Annotated in this window: 13 protein-coding genes; all 13 read left to right on the forward strand. The window is 43.6% G+C overall.

Annotated features, from left to right (window positions below; genetic code table 11):
• Positions 1-1,239: 1,239 nt before the first annotated feature.
• Positions 1,240-1,800, forward strand: coding sequence for a DegT/DnrJ/EryC1/StrS family aminotransferase (locus tag U5K31_02695; GenBank protein MDZ7771637.1), 561 nt, complete (start codon positions 1,240-1,242; stop codon positions 1,798-1,800).
• Positions 1,801-4,466: 2,666 nt separating this feature from the next.
• Entirely contained in the window at positions 4,467-4,856 is a 390-nt protein-coding gene (locus tag U5K31_02700; protein ID MDZ7771638.1) for a hypothetical protein, read from the forward strand.
• 525 nt (positions 4,857-5,381) lie between these two features.
• The gene (locus U5K31_02705) at positions 5,382-5,666 is read left to right on the forward strand and encodes a polysaccharide biosynthesis protein (GenBank protein ID MDZ7771639.1); all 285 of its coding nucleotides are present in this window, start codon (positions 5,382-5,384) and stop codon (positions 5,664-5,666) included.
• A gap of 1,863 nt (positions 5,667-7,529) precedes the next feature.
• Complete coding sequence (locus tag U5K31_02710; protein MDZ7771640.1) at positions 7,530-7,805, forward strand: glycosyltransferase family 2 protein; 276 nt, start codon at positions 7,530-7,532, stop codon at positions 7,803-7,805.
• Positions 7,806-9,145: 1,340 nt separating this feature from the next.
• Positions 9,146-9,547 (forward strand): hypothetical protein, encoded by a 402-nt coding sequence (locus tag U5K31_02715; GenBank protein MDZ7771641.1) that lies wholly within the window; start codon positions 9,146-9,148, stop codon positions 9,545-9,547.
• A 365-nt stretch (positions 9,548-9,912) separates the two neighbouring features.
• Entirely contained in the window at positions 9,913-10,584 is a 672-nt protein-coding gene (locus U5K31_02720; protein ID MDZ7771642.1) for a hypothetical protein, read from the forward strand.
• Between the two features lie 501 nt (positions 10,585-11,085).
• Positions 11,086-11,292: a hypothetical protein gene (locus U5K31_02725; GenBank protein MDZ7771643.1), complete on the forward strand. Its 207-nt coding sequence runs from the start codon at positions 11,086-11,088 to the stop codon at positions 11,290-11,292.
• Between the two features lie 1,366 nt (positions 11,293-12,658).
• Positions 12,659-13,009 (forward strand): hypothetical protein, encoded by a 351-nt coding sequence (locus U5K31_02730; protein ID MDZ7771644.1) that lies wholly within the window; start codon positions 12,659-12,661, stop codon positions 13,007-13,009.
• Positions 13,010-14,579: 1,570 nt separating this feature from the next.
• Positions 14,580-15,431 carry a glycosyltransferase gene (locus U5K31_02735; protein MDZ7771645.1) on the forward strand — a complete coding sequence of 284 codons (852 nt, stop codon included), beginning with the start codon at positions 14,580-14,582 and terminating at the stop codon, positions 15,429-15,431.
• A gap of 126 nt (positions 15,432-15,557) precedes the next feature.
• Complete coding sequence (locus U5K31_02740; protein ID MDZ7771646.1) at positions 15,558-16,295, forward strand: hypothetical protein; 738 nt, start codon at positions 15,558-15,560, stop codon at positions 16,293-16,295.
• Between the two features lie 916 nt (positions 16,296-17,211).
• Positions 17,212-17,589 carry a GNVR domain-containing protein gene (locus U5K31_02745; GenBank protein MDZ7771647.1) on the forward strand — a complete coding sequence of 126 codons (378 nt, stop codon included), beginning with the start codon at positions 17,212-17,214 and terminating at the stop codon, positions 17,587-17,589.
• A gap of 29 nt (positions 17,590-17,618) precedes the next feature.
• Positions 17,619-18,146, forward strand: a complete 528-nt coding sequence (locus tag U5K31_02750) for a glycosyltransferase family 2 protein (GenBank protein MDZ7771648.1) — start codon at positions 17,619-17,621, stop codon at positions 18,144-18,146.
• Positions 18,147-18,687: 541 nt separating this feature from the next.
• Positions 18,688-19,053 (forward strand): hypothetical protein, encoded by a 366-nt coding sequence (locus U5K31_02755; GenBank protein MDZ7771649.1) that lies wholly within the window; start codon positions 18,688-18,690, stop codon positions 19,051-19,053.
• Positions 19,054-19,493: the final 440 nt, after the last annotated feature.

A 19,493-nucleotide genomic window follows, 5' to 3' on the forward strand; every position in this document is an offset into this window, starting at 1 on the left:
GAACGCTATACGGCTTCCAAATGCAGAGGCACCTTGTAAAGCCAGGTGTGACGGGATGGGTCAGGTAACGGGCGTAATGCGATAAGTTGGCAGAAGAAGTTTGAATTGGATGTATGCGTATGTGAAAAATCATTCTTTTTCTCTTGATTCGAAGATATTAGTTTTTAGTATTTGGAAAATTTTTAAAAGAGAAGGAATCAATTCTTCAGAATCAGTTACCATGGAAGAGTTCAAGGGCAACTAAAGCTAAATGCACAACCAGATCGATTGTTTTCGGATCGGGAGGGCATGCAAAGATCGTCATTGAGCTGGCGAAACTTCTTGATAGGGGAATTGTGGCTGTACTAGACGATGATTCCACCAAATGGGGACAAGATATTTTAAATTAATCGTATTAAGGGGGGTAGAATGGCTGGAGGAGAATTACTCAAAATCTGACCATACTTTATTTATAGCTATAGGAATAATAAGGACCGTCGATTGGTTTATGAAAGAAGTAAATCGATTGAACCGGTTTGGCGACGCTTGTTCACCCGTATTCATCGGTTTTGAATTCTGCCCAAATTGCTGAAGGCACCTTGATTTGTGCAGGGTTGTAGGACAGGCGGATTTTGTCATTGGAATCACATTCAGTTATAGATACGGGTGCTACAGTTGATCATGATTGCAGTATAGGTGATTTTGTACATGTCGGTCCGGGCGCAAATTTAGCAGCCCAAATTGAAGTTAAACTAGGAGGATTTATTGGAACTGGTGCCGCTTTGATACCCAACGTGAAAATAGGTGAACATGCAGTAGTAGGAGCTGGCGCGACTGTAATTAATAATGTTATGTCCAGCGAGACAGCACAGGAACCTGACGAACTACACTCAGATGAGTAAGAACAAGATATGGTTATCATCTCCGCACATGGGGGATAACGAACTGGAATACATTCATGAGGCTTTCAATAGGAATCGGATTGCACCACTCGGGGCCAATGTAGAATGGTTTTGAAAACGATATAGCAAAGTATACCGGGTCTTCATTGAGCTGCCTCTCCTCCGGTACTGCAGCAATCCATCTCGCACTGGTTATCTTGGAAGTGGAAAGAGGTGATGAGGTAATCTGTCAATCAATGACTTTTGCAGCTACAGCTAATCCTATTGTCTACCAAGGGGCAACCCCTGTTTTTGTTGACAGCGAGCTAGAAACTTGGAATATGGATCCTGACTACTGGAGAAAGCAATTAAAGATCGAATAGCAAAAACTGGGAAAAAACCTAAGGCAATTATTCCGGTTCATCTTTATGGTATGCCAGCTAGATGGCAGAGCATACTTGATATTGCTGATCATTACCAAATTCCGGTCGTTGAGGATGCAGCTGAAGCTCTGGGATCCAAGATTGGTGAGCAATATGCCGGTACCTTCGGTCGTCTTGGAGTGTTTTCTTTCAACGGTAATAAAATCATTACAACCTCAGGGGGCGGAGCTCTCTTATCAGATGAAAAAAAGCTAATAGATCATGCTCGCTTTCTTGCAACGCAAGCTGGAGATAGCGCACCTCACTATCAACATTCCACTATTGGTTATAATTATAGACTAAGTAATATATCCGCGGGAATAGGGAGGGGGCAAATGGAGGTATTGGATAAAAGAATTCAACAAAAACGAACTTTATTTAGACGGTATTTCGAGAGGCTCGAAGGATCGTGGTTTATTGGTGAGAACGATGACACTTCCTTGGGAATCTCTGGCATTCAATTTTTAAAGGAATCCGATAACTCTTATAGTAATCGTTCGGTTGACGTACTGTTATAATTGATCCTGAGGCCACGGGAGGAATAAATCGCGAAGATGTTAGAAAGGGTCTTTTGATGGAGAACATTGAATCACGCCCTCTCTGGGAAACCCATGACATGCAACCTGTATATCATGATGCCCCGTTCTATGGCAATGGAGTTTCGGAGCACTTATTTAAACATGGGCTCTGTCTGCCATCCGGCACCAATATGACCGAATCTGATTTTTATCGCATTATAACAGCTGTAAATAAGCTCATTTAGGACGCCTGAATGCGTAAAGCGATAATCATAGGAATATTGCTGGTATTTGGGCCGATATATGGTGGTTGGGCTCAGACTATACCAGTCGGCGATATTCGAGAAGAACAGTTTAGGATACAACAGTTGCTGGGACAGGATACGCTTTCCCATTCGTTTTCCCATTGCTCCTTGGGTTTGGATCAATATAAAGCTGCAATAGGGAGGAGAGAGCGTGTTCAAGGATGGTGGAAACGCGCATGGTCATACCGGACTGTATATACCGGAAATAGTTACCGTATCGGCTGTATGACTCAGAATTTACCAATACAGTCAACTCGACATTACCTGTAGGAGAAAATAATGGAGCGGCATGGTACGGTAGAGGATTGAATACGGAAATGCAGGGAGGACTATTTGATAAAATCGGACTATATCACACTCTCTGTCCGCCCCCATCTGAGCTACCAGCAAAATACCCGCTTTGAACCCCCTCGATTCGTGCGACGGGACAATAAGGGAAATATTATCTACGGCTCTGACGTGGGTTATTCCTATGATCGGCCTTTTAGATTTGGTCCCAAACCTTTCTGGACCTTGAATTTGGGACATTCATCCCTCCGCTTTCACACTAGATCACTGGAAGCCGGCTTCAGCACCGAACCGATGTGGTGGGGGCCTGCTGTTCGATATCCACTTCTAATGAGCAACAATGCACCGGGTTTTTTCCACGGATTTTTCAGTACACGTAAGCCATTGATTGTGCCCTATATCGGGTCTATTGAAATAACTTGGGCAGTTGGCTTGCCCCGAAGATTCGAAATGGATAATCTTCATGCCGAATATGGCAGGCGGTTATTTAACGGTGTTAATCTTTCATGGTCTCCCGCGGTGTTTCCCAATTTGCATTTTGCGGTTTAATCCGAATATTTCATGTGTATACTCAAAAGGACCAGTTGTTAGGTGATATTTTCCGTGTATTTGATCCCTTTCAAAAAAGCAGACTTCCCTCCGAAGACAATGATCCCACAAGATTGAGTAGGGGAAGTGAAAACCGACTTGCTCTTTTTATTTCCGATGGGTTTTCCCCGAAGCTCAGACAGAAATTTATGGAGAGTATTTGAAGGACGATCACAATCACGATTTACGTGGCTTCCTTACACATCCCGATAAAGACCGTGCATACACCATCGGGATACAGAAATTTATTTCCTCACGATCTCTAATTCGCTCAAGATAAACTTGGAATATAACCACCTTACTTATTCCCGGATTAATGAGGTTGGTAGAATTCAGGCTCATTGTATAACCACTCTTCCGTGACAGAGGGACACACCAACCGGCGGGCAATTGCTCGGAGCGGCAATTGGTCCCGGATCCAATAGTTTATTTCTTGGAATGGACGCCTATAAAGAAGATTGGCAGATAGGTCTGTTTGTACAGCGCTGGGGTGGACAACTGATGCAGTTCCATCTTGATTATGACCTATCAAATCAGCCGGCATGGCGCGAAGGAGATAAATGGCGTCACAGGGTGAATCTTAATTTAGGAACCCGAGTGCGATGGGTGCGAGATCCCTTTGCAATAAGCGCTAAAATTATATGAGACCAAAGCCTACAATTACGGGCGCTTTAATTATGGAAATTACGATGTTAATTTCGAATCTGTCGAAAAAGATGATGTTAATAGTGTACAATTACAGTTTGGGCTACGATATTTGTTCTAATAAACGGTTAGGATAAAAAATCGCTATTTAATGTTATTGTTTATTATTAGTACGATTTGCATTGAAATTGTTTAGCTGATTTATCGGTATCATTCGACAGGCGAGAGACGTCCCGAAAGAATGAAAATGCATTTGGCCAGATGAATACCATTAAAGAATATTTACGCTGAAGCGTATTGGGGCTAAATTCGGTATAGATTTGCTTATATGGCTGCTATGCCACGCCGATAGCATATCTGTTACGTGTTGAGAGCTCGTGGACCAATCACCTGGAGTCTGTTTTCTGGGTGCTGCTATTGTTCTTCCATTCAAGACGACCATTATCTCTTTCGGGGAAATATTTTCTTCAATCCTGCATCGCATTGGTCTGAGAATATCTTTCAAGCATTAACAAGGGGTAAATCACTTACTCACTGATATTTGTTGCGCTGGCTGTACTGTTCAGGGACGAATTCTTCATACCCTACAGCGTACCCTTTATAGAGGCCATGCTACTTGTACTTGGATTCAGGTAGCGTAAGGCTAGTCAGCCGCCTATGGTATGATTATAAATATCATCAAATAGGAGGCTACGGACGTAAGGGAAAACGGGTCCTGATTGCAGGAGCAGGTGAGGCTGGAACCATGATAGCGCGTGAGATGCTGCGACATCCGGAAGAGCGGATGAATCCCATTGGTTTTGTAGATGATGACAATACCAAAAAAAAAGCAGAGTTTTCTTGGCCCTACCTGTATTAGGTGGCACACATCAGATTGAGTCAATTATCAATAACTATGCTGTTGATGTGCTGTTGATAGCAATGCCCTCTAAAAGTGGTGATGTGATTCGGGAAATTATTGAGCAGGCACGGTCATGCGAAGTTGAACACAAAATTATTCCCTCAATTCATGAGTTGATCAGTGGTAAGGTTTCCGTTAATGAAATTCGCGATGTTGATGTAGAGGACTTGCTGAAGGTAGAGAGCCTGTTAAACTCGTATACGAATGAAATTGCAGGTTATCTGAAAAACCAAACGGTGTTGGTGACCGGAGCAGGCGGTTTTGTAGGCTCGGAAATTGTACGACAAATATTGCCATTCGGACCTCAGAAATTAATATTCACTCGATGATAACGAGTACAACATCTACAAGCTTGAAGAAGAGATCCGGTCGACCAAACCGGATATTCAGTTCGAATCTATTATTGCAGATGTACGTGATATAAACAGGCTCCAGGCCATTATTGAAAAATATCGGCCGACTATACCTTTCCATGCCGCGGCCCACAAGCATGTACCACTGATGGAAAAAAATCGGTGTCAGGCCATTCTTAATAACGTAGGAGGTACCAAGAACCTGGTCGATCTGGCGCTTGAATACAATGTGGAGCATTTTGTAAATATTTCCACGGAGCAAAGGCTGTGGAACCTTCTTCCATTATGGGAGCTTCCAAGCGGGTGGCGGAATTCATTATCGAGTGGGTAGCAACAAAGCCGCTTCCAATCAGATATTTGTATCAGTACGATTTGGAAATGTATTGGGCAGCAGCGGCAGTGTTGTTCCCAAGTTTAAGCAACAGATCAAGCGCAAAGAGGCGGTTACAGTCACTCATCCCGATATGAAGCGCTATTTTATGACAATCCCCGAAGCCTCACATGCTTGTTCTTCAAGCAGGTGGTCTGAGGGAAAATGGCGTGGTCTATATTCTGGAGATGGGGGAACCAGTACACATACTAGATTTGGCAGAAGACTTGATTCGCCTTTCGGGTCTTAAGCCACGAATAGACATTCCTATTGAATTTACGGGTATAAGGAAAGGCGAAAAGTTGCACGAAGAGTTATTTACATCAGAAGAACATACACGGGTTACTCGATATGATAAAATACACATTGCTGTACAGAAAGGATTGCCAGATGAATTTGAGGATAAACTTGAATAGTCTAATCGAATGAACGCAACAGAAAATGATGAAAATGGAATTGCTGAAAAGTTGATTGCGATCATTCCCAATAATAAACTTCTGTCCTCACAAGACAGGATATCCGAAAATATTCAATAACTATTACCCAATAGGCGTATAACTGCAGGGTGGACGTTAGGAGTCATAACCAAAATATTCGAAATCTGCTTCTACAGCAAATTTGTAAATGATCTGTTTGCTTGAGGGCGACAAGTTGGAGTACTTCTCCCTCCCTCGCTTACGTTCATATGCGGTAGATCACCTTCCAGATTTAATCGGTCTCGCAAATCTCTTCCATTCATTCCTCCAGATACTCAAATTTGAGTATATTGTCCACCAATAATTTTCCATTCCCGTCAGTTACAAAGTAAATCTGGGGCCGGAAGTGAATTCCCATTCGGATCGATTTATTGGACAATCCTTTCTGTACAAAAGAATTCAAAGTGCCGTAAGCTGCCAGATGATTTTTCGCCCATACTCTGATCGTAACTGTTCGCTCCTCCCTGTTGCAGGTAGTAATAGGCAGAACATATGCGATGGTAGGGATTTCGCACAATAGTGAATACAGGGGGGAGATCAACTTGTTCAGGCTTTTTTCGGAGTAGAAATGACACGGGTTCGCGCCACTTGTAACAACTGACATTTAATTGCCGGATGCTGGTTCCTGCCGTTTTAGGTATATGAATAAAAATCGGCTTTTCCCAGAAACTTTTGTCGATTGATTCAAAACGAGATTTAATTGATATCTGGTATTGGGTGTGAATATATTCATATCGATCCTGCCCGAAGAAGGGATTTAAGGATCCCATGTAGAAGTACTTTGTAGAAATTGGGAGATTCCGGTCAAGCATGCCGCCGCCTGGTGATGAACATTGATCATATCCTGTGAAACAGTGTGAATATATATTCAACTTATTATGGATACGTATCTGATGCTCCTGATTTAGTGATAAAGGCGTAGAAGGATGGCGTCCATAGGTGATTAGTGCTGTATGTTAATTGTAATAAGATATAGGCCATGAAACACAGAAATAACCAAAAAAATAATGTTCTGATCATGCCAGCCGGGAATTCATCTCATTACGAGGATTGGATATTCGATACGACCGGCAGGAACTTTGACGTCAAACTCTTTTTTTACTGATCCTGAAGATTCAACATGACTGGATAATCGAAGAGATCAGACGCTTTTAAATATTTCACCTACAGGATTTTAAATGGTTCACTGATTCACCGGTTTTTAACCCGAAATTGATCCTGAAACATTGGCTACCTATGAGACATTCTTCTTCCCGGATGATGATTTGGCCATTGGCAAACACGCTTTAAACGATCTATTTGAATATTTTAACCGTAGTGACTTCAAAATGGCGCAACCTTCACTGGCTAAGGGGTCATACCACGCATGGCCGGATGTCATATCCAAACCATTATCCGCATACCGGTATATGTCCACTGTCGAAGTTATGTGTCCCATGATGAAAAAGGAAACATTGGAATTGGTATTGCAGACTTTTCGTGCAACTGAATCCAGTCTGGGTATCGATCTTATTCGGGAGATCTCATTCGGAAGGTAATATGGGCCCAAAAGTGTAGCCATATTCGATACCATAGAAGTTAGACACTTGAAACCAATTGGAAAGGGCGAATTGTACAAAAAACTTAAAACCAGTGCCGAGATTGAGCTGCAGAAGGTAATCGAGCAATTTGATGTCGAGTGCGTGAATATAAAAGGCCTTGGAAATTCCTGAGAATAGGTTGCCTAGAGCTTTCCGGTATTTTAGCTATGTTTTTAAATCGATACTTCAATCGTTTCATTTCTGAGATTTCGGAAATTGACCTATGTCTGTTCCTCTAACGGTGTTGATGCCGGTATTCAACACGATTGAGTACCTTGATGAGGCAGTTGCAAGCATTCTGCAACAGCAATATGAGGAATATGAATTTCTAATCATTGATGATGGCTCCACAGACGGGTGCTGGCGCCGCCTTCAGGCATATTCCGATCCGCGAATTCGTCTCTTTCGGAACGATACAAATGAAGGGCTAATTGCCACCCTCAATAAAGGGTTAGAGCTGGCGCAAGGAAGGTATATAGCTCGAATGGATTCGGGATGATATCAGTTTGCCGGAACGACTGCAGCGGCAGGTGGCATATATGGATGACAATCCTGAATTGGGCGCTTCATCCGCTTGGATTTTACTTGCGGTGAAGGTCCTTCACAGATCTGGAAGAGTCCGGTTCAACATGAAGATATACATTCCTACCTATTTTGTGATAACAAACTTTGGCATCCTGTGAGCAATTATCCGTAAGAAGGTGTTAGATCAACACAATATTAGTTACAGGGTTTCCTACGTAGGATCGGAAGACTATAAATTATGGACAGAACTTGCTGAATGTAGTAAGTTGGCAAATATTCCCGAAGTGTTACTGAAGTACCGTCTCTCACCCTAGGCAGGTTACCTAAAAAATCCAACCGTTCTCAGAGAATAAGGGAAGAACTGGAGCAGAAGATTTGCTGGGGCGTTCATTGACGAAAAAGGTAGCGGAAAAACTTCATCGATGGTTGCATTTCGAGGAGTCATTGACTGAATGATGAAATTGGTCTACAGGTGCGCGATCGGACAATCTTCATTAATGCAAGTGAACCGGGAAAAGGACAAGATAAACCTAAATCCCTTCGACAGCAGGCTCTAAATCCGAAACGGCGGCTGGACCCGGAGAAGGGCGTTTTATGATAAATTGAAAACAAAAAGACGTCTAGATCCATCATTATTGCTGGATTTTTTTTCACCTGGAAAGTAAATATTTTACCGCCTTTGGCTTGTGGGGCACACCTGAAAATTGTCATCAAATCTTTAATCTACTGGCCTGTCAAACGTAAATAATTAAAAAATGGTTACCGGCAAGTTTACTCCATACTGTAATCGTGAACCGGAGAGACTTGATAAATCCGTCCAGTCATTGAGGTCACATGCATTCCAGGATTTTCAGGTGAATGTAGTGGATTACGGCAGTAAACCGAAGGTAGCAGCGCAAATCGAAGTCATCTGTAGGAAGATGTCACTCAAATATATCCGTTGCGAAGCCGAAGGTCTTGCCCTGGAACCGTTCGCATGCACTGAATATAGGAGTTCGCCAATCGGAGACGGAATACGTCCTTACGAACGGATATCGACATGGTTTTTGCAGATGATGTGATATCCCTGTGCTTGAAAGAGCGTTGAAGCCCAAATCAGTAATATATTGCCGCCCGCGTCGGCTTCCCGAAAGGAGGAATTCGCAAAGGGGCTGTGTCGGGAGATAAAGCCCAGAGAGGTGGATTTCAGTTCATCCGGAAGGAAGGCTTATGAAACCGTAGGAGGATTCGATGAGCGAATACATTTTTGGGGAGGTGAAGACACAGACTGGTATTTCAGACTTCGTAGGAATGGATATCGGGAGATTTGGATAGATGCGGAAGCAAAAATTTATCACCAGTGGCATCCTAAGAGCAGTAGGCATTAGAGAGCGATCACCTAATTCGGCCCTTCCTGATACTTGGCGAATTCAAATGGAAAATGCTGTTGGTCAAGTAAGAAAAGCCGTTTGGAGCGAACGGGGACGGAACTGGCATCGCGAGGATCGTCCTATTCTAAAGTACATGTCAGAAAATGATTGCGATATATTTGTAGTGAAAAACTATGTCAACCAATTCCCTGAAATTATTGAGCAACTATTTAATCAATCTTTTATTTGCCTGGAGCTTGGAGGTCGTATTCGACACGAAAATTGGGTGACGGAAGAGTTTAAATTTATTTTCCTATTTGGAGCGGACATCTTCTTTCCCGCCTCGGTTATCATATCCGTCCCATAATGAACTGGAACTATGATCAGTTTTACACCTCCCTGCCATTGCTTGAGGAAATGGGTCTGTTGGATTACTATGTTAGTGCAGAAGCAGGACCCCGTGTATATTTGCTTGTGAATACTTGATTAAATACAGTCCCTTCTTGTGGAAACACCTCCTATTTTGCTGCTCGTGTACAATCGCCCGGATACAACACGGGGAGGTGACGAAATCCCTGCGAAAATGCCCAGCCTTCACGCATTTATGTGGCAGCTGATGGACCTTGTTCGGAACGTCCTAGAGATCTTGAACTATGTAAATTGGTTCGATCGGAGGTTGTCAATGGTATTGACTGGGAATGCGAAATTAAAACACTATTCAGGGATCAAAACTTGGGACTCCGCCGCGCTGTAAGTGAGGCTATTAACTGGTTTTTCAAACATGAAGCCGCCGGTATCATTCTGGAGGATGACTGTGTTCCAGACTTAACTTTTTATCGATTTTGTGGCGAAATGCTCCAGCGATATCAAGATGATGAGCGGATAATGTCCATATCAGGAGTGAACTTTCAGCCATACAGAAGAACAAACTACAGCTACTACTTTTCTCGCTATTTACACTGTTGGGGTTGGGCTACATGGGCAGGTGCGTGGAGTCATTTCGATCGCTATCTCGATCATTGGCCGGATCTGGCTGTGATGTCCGACAGATTTGACTTACCCGAAGAAAGATCATACTGGAATAACATATTTAATCAGGTGAAGAAAGGTAATATTGATTCTTGGGCGTATGTTTGGTTTTACTGTATGCTTAGGCAAAATGGTCTTTCAATTATTCCTGAGGTGAATCTGGTCAGTAACATTGGTTTCGGAAGTGAGGGAACGCACACTCTTGATTCAGATGATCCTTGGGCAAGCCGTCCCTTAAATTCGTTAAAATGGCCGCTGAAACATCCTCCTTCCGTTGTGCGCAGTGAAAAGGCCGATCGGTATACGTATCGGCATCATTACTCGAGATCAATTTGGCACCGTATTAAACACCGATTAGCAACATGGCTAAAATAGGAGAGGCAATGGGGATGATCAGAATATGGCAGATTGCCGGATATGTGGAAAGAAATCGTGGAATTTATGACCGGTACAATATTAGGCTTTGAGGTTTCCTACTTCGAGTGCCCCCGGTGCCGGTTTGTATTTACGGAAGATCCCCACTGGCTCAGCAATTCATATAGGGTGGATGTAATAAACCGTTCGGATACTGGAATTTTAGAACGTAATCTGCTCAATGACGGATTACCCTTTGTGCACAGGTTTTGACAGGTCATCTGGGAGAACCAGTTTTGGATTATGCCGGTGGTTACGGACTGCTGGTAAGACGGTTGAGAGATCTGGGTGGATGCTTACTGGGAAGATCCATATGCCGAGAAAATCTGTTGGCCCGTGGATTTGAATTCGAAGGTCAAAAGGTATCTTTACTTACCGCTTTTGAACTCTTTGAGCATTTGGAGCATCCCACCAAAGAACTCAAAAAAATGGTGAATCTGGCTCCAAACATTCTCTTCAACTATGATGATTCCTGATCCCGCACCTCGCATTAGTGATTGGTGGTACTACGGAACAGAACATGGTCAGCATATCGGTTTTTATCGCTTAACAACTTTAAAATACCTGGCCAGGCGTTTTGAAAAATATCTGGCCAGTGACGGGATTTCATGCCATTTATTATCCAGTCAGCCATTTTTGCGACGTTTTGGAACTGGGCGATTCGCCTGAATAGGGTGATTGCATGGTGGGTAGGACGAAGGCTTGATTCGAAACTAAGACGGATCACCAACAGCTTTCCCGTTCGACAGCAGCGCGTGAAAAATCATGAAGGTAGCCTACGACCATACAATTTTCGCTATGCAAAAATACGGGGTATTTCACGTTATTTCACAAGTCTTTTTGAACATCTGCCCAATGAGGACGTGGACTGCAAGGTATTTGCTCCCATATATATTAACCAATTTCTTAGAAAGCTCCGAGGTGAAGCTTGCAGGTCGCTCCATAAATTCATTTCCTCCTTTCACCGCCCGATTGTTTCTCAAATACAATGACTGGATGGGGCGCAGGACAATGAGAAATGGAGCCCGGACATCGTTCACGAAACCTTCTACCGCTCTGAACCTGCATTCACCTTGCTCGCCTTCCATACTCACGGTTCACGACCTGATAACTGAGCGGTTTCACGAATCCTATGTTCCAAGGATTGTTTCTTCAAGATACTAAACGAGCGGCTGTCCGGCGCGCCGATCATATCATATGCGTATCTGAATGTACTAGAACAGATCTTATGGAGATATTTAATGTACCGGAGAAGAAGATATCCGTTATATATCACGGTGTATCCCGTCTAGAAGGGGGAGGAGGAAGCAAAGTTAATCCTTCGTTGGATGTACCTTATCTTCTCTTTGTAGGACGGCGTGACAGTTACAAGAACTTCAAACTACTTTTGGATGCATTCTCTGTTTCCGACAGACTGGCACGAGATTTCCGAATTGTAGCTTTCGGGTGGTAATTTCACCCCTTTAGAAGGTTCGCTACCTTCAGAATAAGGGTCTCCAGGGGTGTGTTAGTCACTTGGAGGGTGGAGATGAACTGCTGGCTTCTCTGTACAAGAGAGCTGAGGCTTTTGTATTTCCTTCCAAATACGAAGGTTTTGGGTTGCCTGCCCTCGAAGCCATGGTTTACGAATGCCCAGTGGTTGTTTCCAGGGGAGGGGCTCTGCCCGAAATAGTAGGGGATGCCGGATTGTATTTTTATTCTGACAAAACGGAGGAACTTCGTTCTGCCCTTGAAGAACTTCTTTATTCCGACGATCTCAAGCAGAGATTACAGGAAAAGGGTTTACAAAGAGTCGGCAGGTTTTCATGGGAGAATTGCACGAGGGAAACAGCACGTATTTATCGGAAATTGCTCGGGTCTAGTTAACTATCTGTTACGTGTCCCACTCTATGAATAATTGCGAGGTGTATCCAAAGATCCCCATTTGAAAAGTCTCCGATACTTATTACTGGTGCGCATCGGTCGGGGACGACCTGGGTGGGGAAAACACTCTGCTCAGAATCCTGGAATCCGATATATCCATGAACCCTTTAATGTGAATAGCCCTAATCCGCTGTACGGTCTTGCACTCGATACGTGGTTTCTTCATGTCCCTTCATCTGGAAAGGAAAAACTGATACATAAAAAGCTTAATTATCTGATGAATCCATTTGGCTATGCTGTCAAGAAGAGCAAGGTAAACGGCATTGGTCCCCAATTCTTACAACTATTTCTAGGTGAATTACTGTACGAGTTCTGCCATCAACCGCGATTTCTTTTAAAAGATCCTCTTGCCCTCGTATCGGCTGATTGGTTTAGCGAAGTACTGGACTTTCAGGTGGTTGTAACGATACGAAACCCACTTGGATTCGTGGGCAGTCTCAGAGAAAGTGGGATGGGATTTTGACTTTGAACATTTTCGTCACCAGCGAGAGCTAATGGAAGGTAAATTGTCGCCCTTTTGCTAATCAAATACGGGCTATGTGTTCGCGATCCAGGCCGGGTGATTTTATTGATCGGGCAAGCTTATTATGGAACATCCTCCATTTTATTATTTTGGACTATCAAAGAAATCAAACTGACTGGTATTTCGTGAAACACGAAGATTTGGCAGTTCAGCCCCGGAACGAATTCCGACAACTGTTTCAATTTCTGGATATACCTTTCAACAGGGAAGTGGAAGAGTATATTGAGAAATATACTTCAGAGAGAAATCCTGTGGAGTCACAATCCGATAATTATGGGCCACGAGCGTCAATAGAAACACTTTACACTTGGAAGGATCGGTTAACGGAAGGAGAGGCAGAACGTGTAATAACGGCAACCAAGGAAGTGGCATCTTCATTTTATAAACATTCATATGTATACTAAATTCTAAGTAGTGAGTACTTCAAGGGAAACAGTATTATTTCAAAGTCATATCCTTAGCAAGCCGGTAGTCCAGGAATTTCAGCGCCTGCGGGAAACAGCAGGTAACCGACACGTGGTTTTTCTATATAATGGCCCAAACACTGAAACAAGCCCCAAGCCCATTTTCCAGTACTCTGACGAAATGGTGCAGCATGCTGATTATCCTACCTTTGACCGGCAATTATTTCCATGGCATGTACATTTCCCCCTATTCTCATACTTTGCGAATAACCAAGAAATAAAAGTTGACTATTTCTGGGTGGTGGAATACGACGTTCGATTCACCGGCCCGTGGCATCTTCTATTCGATGGCTTGTCGGATAGCAAAGCAGATCTTATATCATCTCATATTGAATGGTTTTCGGATCACCCGGATTGGTCTCTCTGGCATTTGGAACACCCGGTTGAACATATCCCTTAAAGAAAAACGAGTCCGTTCATTTAATCCCATATACCGCATTTCACGACGGGCTCTGGAATTTCTGGACCAAGCATATCGTGATGGTTGGAAGGGCCATTATGAAGTCACATATGCTACCCTTTTAAATCATAGTGGATTTCAGATATTGGATATGGGGAATAGAGGTTATTTCGTTGATGAAAATCGGGAGCCATACTACTATACATGGGTGGTTCCTCTTCTTGGTATAATTCTCGGAAACGATGCGTCACAGGCCAGCTTTCCGTAGTCCCGGACTCATTTCAAATAAAATTTACCACCCCGTAAAACCGGAATCATCGGCGGGTCTATTGAATTCCTTACGATACTACAAAAACCAAATTATATAACATTGATAGCTTGGTCGTTTTATTCGGCATAGCGTCAACCCGTCCGTCCCACGGAGGCACTACACGTGTTTCAGCATATTTGGCGAATAGCTTGGTAGAGCTAGGTCATCCGATGCATATCGTCACAGCAAATCCCCCTGATATTGATCGACCGGATTTTCTCTCGCGAGATGTCCATTTTCACAATTTGGTAGAACAGGGATGGTTTAATCGTGTTTTTCGCAGTCCTTTTAAATTTTACTCCCACCTACGTAAGGCAGTAGAAATTATACGTCCGGATGTTATACATGACCACGGGGCCTGGCTTCCCAGCAACTGGGCAGCATTTCAGCATAAGTGGTAAATATGATATTCCTTTAATTGTCACACCTCATGGACTTTTGAAATCAGGGGCGATGCGCCAGAATACCATCAAGAAGCGGCTGGCCTGGAATTTATATCAGAAAACCATCCTGAAAGAGGCAGATCTGGTCCATGTAACCTCAGAGGACGAAAAGGAAGATCTACTCCGCCTAGGAATTAAAACGGAGATAACGGTTATTCCCAATGGCGTTAATATTCCGGATTGTCTTTCCCGTGAGGATTCAGGGGGACTCAGGAAGGCTCTTTTTCTATCACGTATGGAACCGATAAAAGGATTGCCCATGCTTCTGAAAGCATGGAATAGCCTGAATACTTCAGGTTGGGAACTGATACTAGCTGGGCCCAGCAAAGGATCATATATTGACTCAATTCGAAATTTAATCTCCAAATTGCAACTGGAGAACGTGAAACTGAATGGCGAAATCGCTGAAAATGACAAGTGGGATCTGTATTGTGATTCAGATCTGTTTATTCTGCCGAGTCACTCGGAAAATTTTGCGCTTGTCGTAGCAGAGGCGCTTGCAACTGGTTTGCCGGTGATTACTACTACATCCACACCTTGGGAGGAGTTGCGGAGCCATAGGTGCGGGTGGTGGGTGGCACCGGAATTGGATCATATTCGGACCGCACTAGAAGAAGCCCTGAACCTATCACGCATGGAACTGAAGCATATGGGTAAGCGTGGACGAGATCTTATAGAGCGAAACTATACTTGGGAAAATGTCAGCGCTCGTATGGAGACCCTGTATCGAAAGGTCTGTTCTTAATGTCTTTACCAATTACAACCATTTTGGCAGTTAAGAATGAAGAGCGGAATCTTCCGGCATGTCTGGAGGCGCTTGATGTAATGGACAAGGTATATGTAGTTGATTCCCAGAGTACTGACCAGACCGTTGAAATTGCCCAAGAATACGGGGCGAATGTTCGGCAATTTCACTTATGAGGGTGGATATCCCAAAAAACGCCAATGGGCAATCGACACATTGGAAATCCACACTCCTTGGGTACTGTTACTGGATGCCGATGAGGTAGTACCTAAATCTCTCATGACGGAAATAAAAGAAGCTGTGGAGGGACCGAATCCTGCAGATGCATACTTCATTCGCAAGGGTTTCCATTTCATGGGTAGAAAATTTCGATACGGTGGATTCTCATTCGATAACATATTATTGTTCAGAAAAGGAAAGGCAATGTTTGAACGTTTGCTTGATAATTCGCCAGATAACCTGGACATGGAGGTTCGTGAGCGATTGATTGTGAAAGGGAAGATAGGTCGACTGCATTCTGCCTTGATACATGCTGATCAAAAGGATCTCCAAGCATATTTAGATCGTCACAATCAGTACTCAACTTGGGAGGCTCATCTTCGGCATGAATTTTTTAAACAAGATCGTTACGGTGAGCAAAGTATAAAACCTACTCCGTTCGGGAATGCTCAACAACGCCGAAGATTCTTGAAGAAATGTATAATTCGACTACCGTTCGAACACTTCTTTTGGTTCATTTATCATTATATTCTTCGGCTTGGCATCTTGGAAGGAATTCCGGGATATTACGCCCTAAAGATACGTTCAAATTACATTAGCGAGGTCAATGCTAAATTGTATGAACTCAGAAGGGATGTACTTTAAAACCGCTGATTTCATACGTATATGCATAATCCCGTTTCAATCGGTGATCCCAAACTAAGACCCACAGAGTATTGAGTTTGAAAGACAACCAAAACGACAATCAGAACAAGCCTACTTTCAGAGAATACGAGGGTGAACTTCATATCCATGTACATAATCAAGGGTATGAGGATGAATCTGATAATGAGATAGATCTCTTCGCACTCACAAGTAAAATATGGCAGTCCCGAAACAGAGTTTTAATGAGTATCGTCATCTTTGCTGTTATGGGGCTCATTGTTGTATTTCTCAGTTCAGTCGAATACCGGACGGAAGCTACACTGATGCCGGAATGCAAGAGCTGCACAGAGTCAGTCCAGTAATATGTTGCAACAGTACGGAGGATTGTTGGGAATAAGCAACCGGCGTCTCGCAGATGCAGAGTGACGTTATTCCTACGCAGCTATATCCACAAATTGTCCGAAGTCTTCCTTTCCAGATGGAGCTTATGCATACTCCCACGAAATTCATGAGTCTGGATACCACATTAACACCGCATGAATATTTTTATAACTGGCATTCCTGGTCCCTCGGGGGATATGTACGTGAGTATACTATTGGTTTACCCAGCAAGTTATTCGGACTGTTTTCGGGAAGTCCCAGTGAGGTTATCAGAGATACTCCAGAGGGAGGGTTTGACAGGGATACTATCGTACGTCCCCACTAAGGCGGAGATGGCAACTATCCAGACACTAATAGGACGAATTAATGTTAACCAAGATCAGGAAACAGGCGTTATAAATATATCCGCCGAAATGCCTGATGCACGGGCGGCTGCGGAAGTAGGTAAGAGCTGCCATTGAATTGCTTAAACAACACGTGAAAGAATATCAGGACACAAAAAGCGAAGGCCGATCTGGCTTTCCACCAGCAGCAGGTGGATAGAGTACGAGGTCAGTTCGAAAAGGCTCAAGCCGAATGGGCGGAATTTCAAGACAGCAATCTGAACCCGGCCACGACCCGGGCACAGGTCAGAGGGGAGGAGCTGCAAGCTGAATACCAGCGTCTGTCGAATCTTTACAACTCCCTCAGCCAGCAGCTCCAACAGGCGCGTATACGTGTACAGGAGAGCACGCCTGTATTTTCCATTATTCAACCGGTAAACCAACCATTGGAAAAAAGCAAGCCAAAAAGTTCGCTTATCCTATTGTTCTCAATATTACTTGGTGCTATGGTTGGAATTGCTTGGGTACTATTGAGCGATTTGAAGGAAGAGTTCTCTCAGAACGTGTTGCAAAGTGGAAGCACCCCTTGAAGATTTACGTATCAGACGGTCTGATTCCCATGAAGGTCTCGATCATTACGCCCTGTTTGAATAGCGAATTAACCATCGGGGATTGTATCCGATCGATCAACAGACAGGATTATCCCGATATAGAACATGTCATTGTGGACGGCGGTTCTTCAGACGGTACATTGGCAACTGTACGTGACCTCGATGGGAGGAAACCAATCCTGCTTACCGGGCAGGATGAAGGTATCTATGATGCTATGAATAAGGGTATACAAGCCGCAAGTCGGGAGATTATCGGAATATTGAACTCAGATGATATGTACAATCGCCGGGATGTGGTTTCGCAGGTTGTTCGCTTATTCCAAGTACCACAGACAGGCGTGGTTTTTGGTGACCTACATTATGTTAAAAGAAACGATCTCGATACCACAACTCGATACTATTCGTCAGCTCATTTTAAGTGTTATAAATTCAGGTTTGGATTTATGCCAGCTCATCCTGCTATGTTTATCAGAAAACGAGTCTATGAAAAGTACGGGTATTATAGAGTCAGATTACAGAATAGCGGCCGATTTTGAACTGTTACGACGTTTCCTGATGATTCACAAAGTGCCCTATAAATATATACCTCTGAATATGGTTAAAATGCGACTAGGGGGAGCAAGCAACGATTCATGCGGAGACAAATATGTTCTCAACAAGGAGGTCGTACGTGCATGTCGTGAGAACGGAATATATACAAATATGATATTTCAGATACCCAAATACTTAATCAAGATGTTTGAACTCTACCGAAAGGAATAGCCGACAATTAACCAGTGCCAATAATATCCTCTACATCTCTTCTATTAGTATTGGGACTGGTGGTAATGAACTACCTGTTTTACAGGTGGTTTATCGCTTATGCAAAAAAACTGCGGTATGACGGATGTTCCTACCCACACAAAGCTCGCATTCTCATCCCATTCCCAGCGGTGGGGGCATTGGATTTGGCGGGGCGGTGATTGTTGCAATGGTGCTATGGATTCTGGTACATACGGGGCAGAGTTTGAAGTATCCCATTATCGCTACGCTGTCTGCGATGAGCATGTTACTGATTACCGGCTGGTGGGATGATCATTGGAGATTAACACCGGCTTTCCGGTTTGGTGTATATTCGCTGGCCGCTTTAAGTGTGATGTATACGATTTCGGCCTAGAGACCTTCTATATTCCCTATTTTGGGTGGGTGCAAACCGGAATCGTTGGCTACCTAATGGTCTATCTCTGGTTAACGGGATGGATGAATGCCTACAATTTTATGGATGGCATAGATGGGATTGCGGCAAGCCAAGCTGCTGTTGTTGCCATGGGATGGTCCTATTTTGCATTGAAAGTGGGATGCCCCCTTGATTTTAGCATTCAATGTTTTTTTGCTAATCAGCATTGGCGTCTTTCTAATCGACAATTGGTTGCCCGCGAAAATTTTTATGGGAGATTGCGGTAGTGTATTCTTGGGATTCACCTTCGGGATGATGCCATTTCTGGCGTCTGTTCAGGTAGAAGGTTTGCAAGCGGGATATGCTGTTTGGCTGGCTGCGGTTATGCTTTGGCCTTTTCTCTTTGACCCGTTCTATACCTTTATTGCCCGACTGATTAATGGGGGAAAGGTTTTTATACCCCATCGGACACATCTATATCAAAGATTAAACCGCTTGGGGTGGTCTCATGCCCATATAACCTTATTTTATACCGCTTTTTCTGTTTGTACTTTTTTTGGAGCAATCCTTTTTTGAAGAGGGAGGAGAATGGATGCGCCAATCCGTTGGTGGGGTGCTCATCGTACTATCGATCCTATTCGTGTGGGTCGTTAGGTTGAAAGAAAACCGTACTTGTACAGGGCGGGAGGCCCATCCTTAAGATTTTTACTGTCACTAAGTTATATAT

Source organism: Balneolaceae bacterium (assembly GCA_034521445.1).
In the GTDB taxonomy this organism is placed as follows: domain Bacteria; phylum Bacteroidota; class Rhodothermia; order Balneolales; family Balneolaceae; genus JAXHMM01.

What these genes read in the sequence shown, in the direction of transcription:
- U5K31_02705 (MDZ7771639.1), top strand. Translation starts at nt 5,382, where the DNA reads ATGCTTGTTCTTCAAGCAGGTGGTCTGAGGGAAAATGGCGTGGTCTAT.
- U5K31_02710 (MDZ7771640.1), top strand. Translation starts at nt 7,530, where the DNA reads ATGTCTGTTCCTCTAACGGTGTTGATGCCGGTATTCAACACGATTGAG.
- U5K31_02715 (MDZ7771641.1), top strand. Translation starts at nt 9,146, where the DNA reads ATGCGGAAGCAAAAATTTATCACCAGTGGCATCCTAAGAGCAGTAGGC.
- U5K31_02725 (MDZ7771643.1), top strand. Translation starts at nt 11,086, where the DNA reads ATGATGATTCCTGATCCCGCACCTCGCATTAGTGATTGGTGGTACTAC.
- U5K31_02735 (MDZ7771645.1), top strand. Translation starts at nt 14,580, where the DNA reads ATGTTATACATGACCACGGGGCCTGGCTTCCCAGCAACTGGGCAGCAT.
- U5K31_02750 (MDZ7771648.1), top strand. Translation starts at nt 17,619, where the DNA reads ATGAAGGTCTCGATCATTACGCCCTGTTTGAATAGCGAATTAACCATC.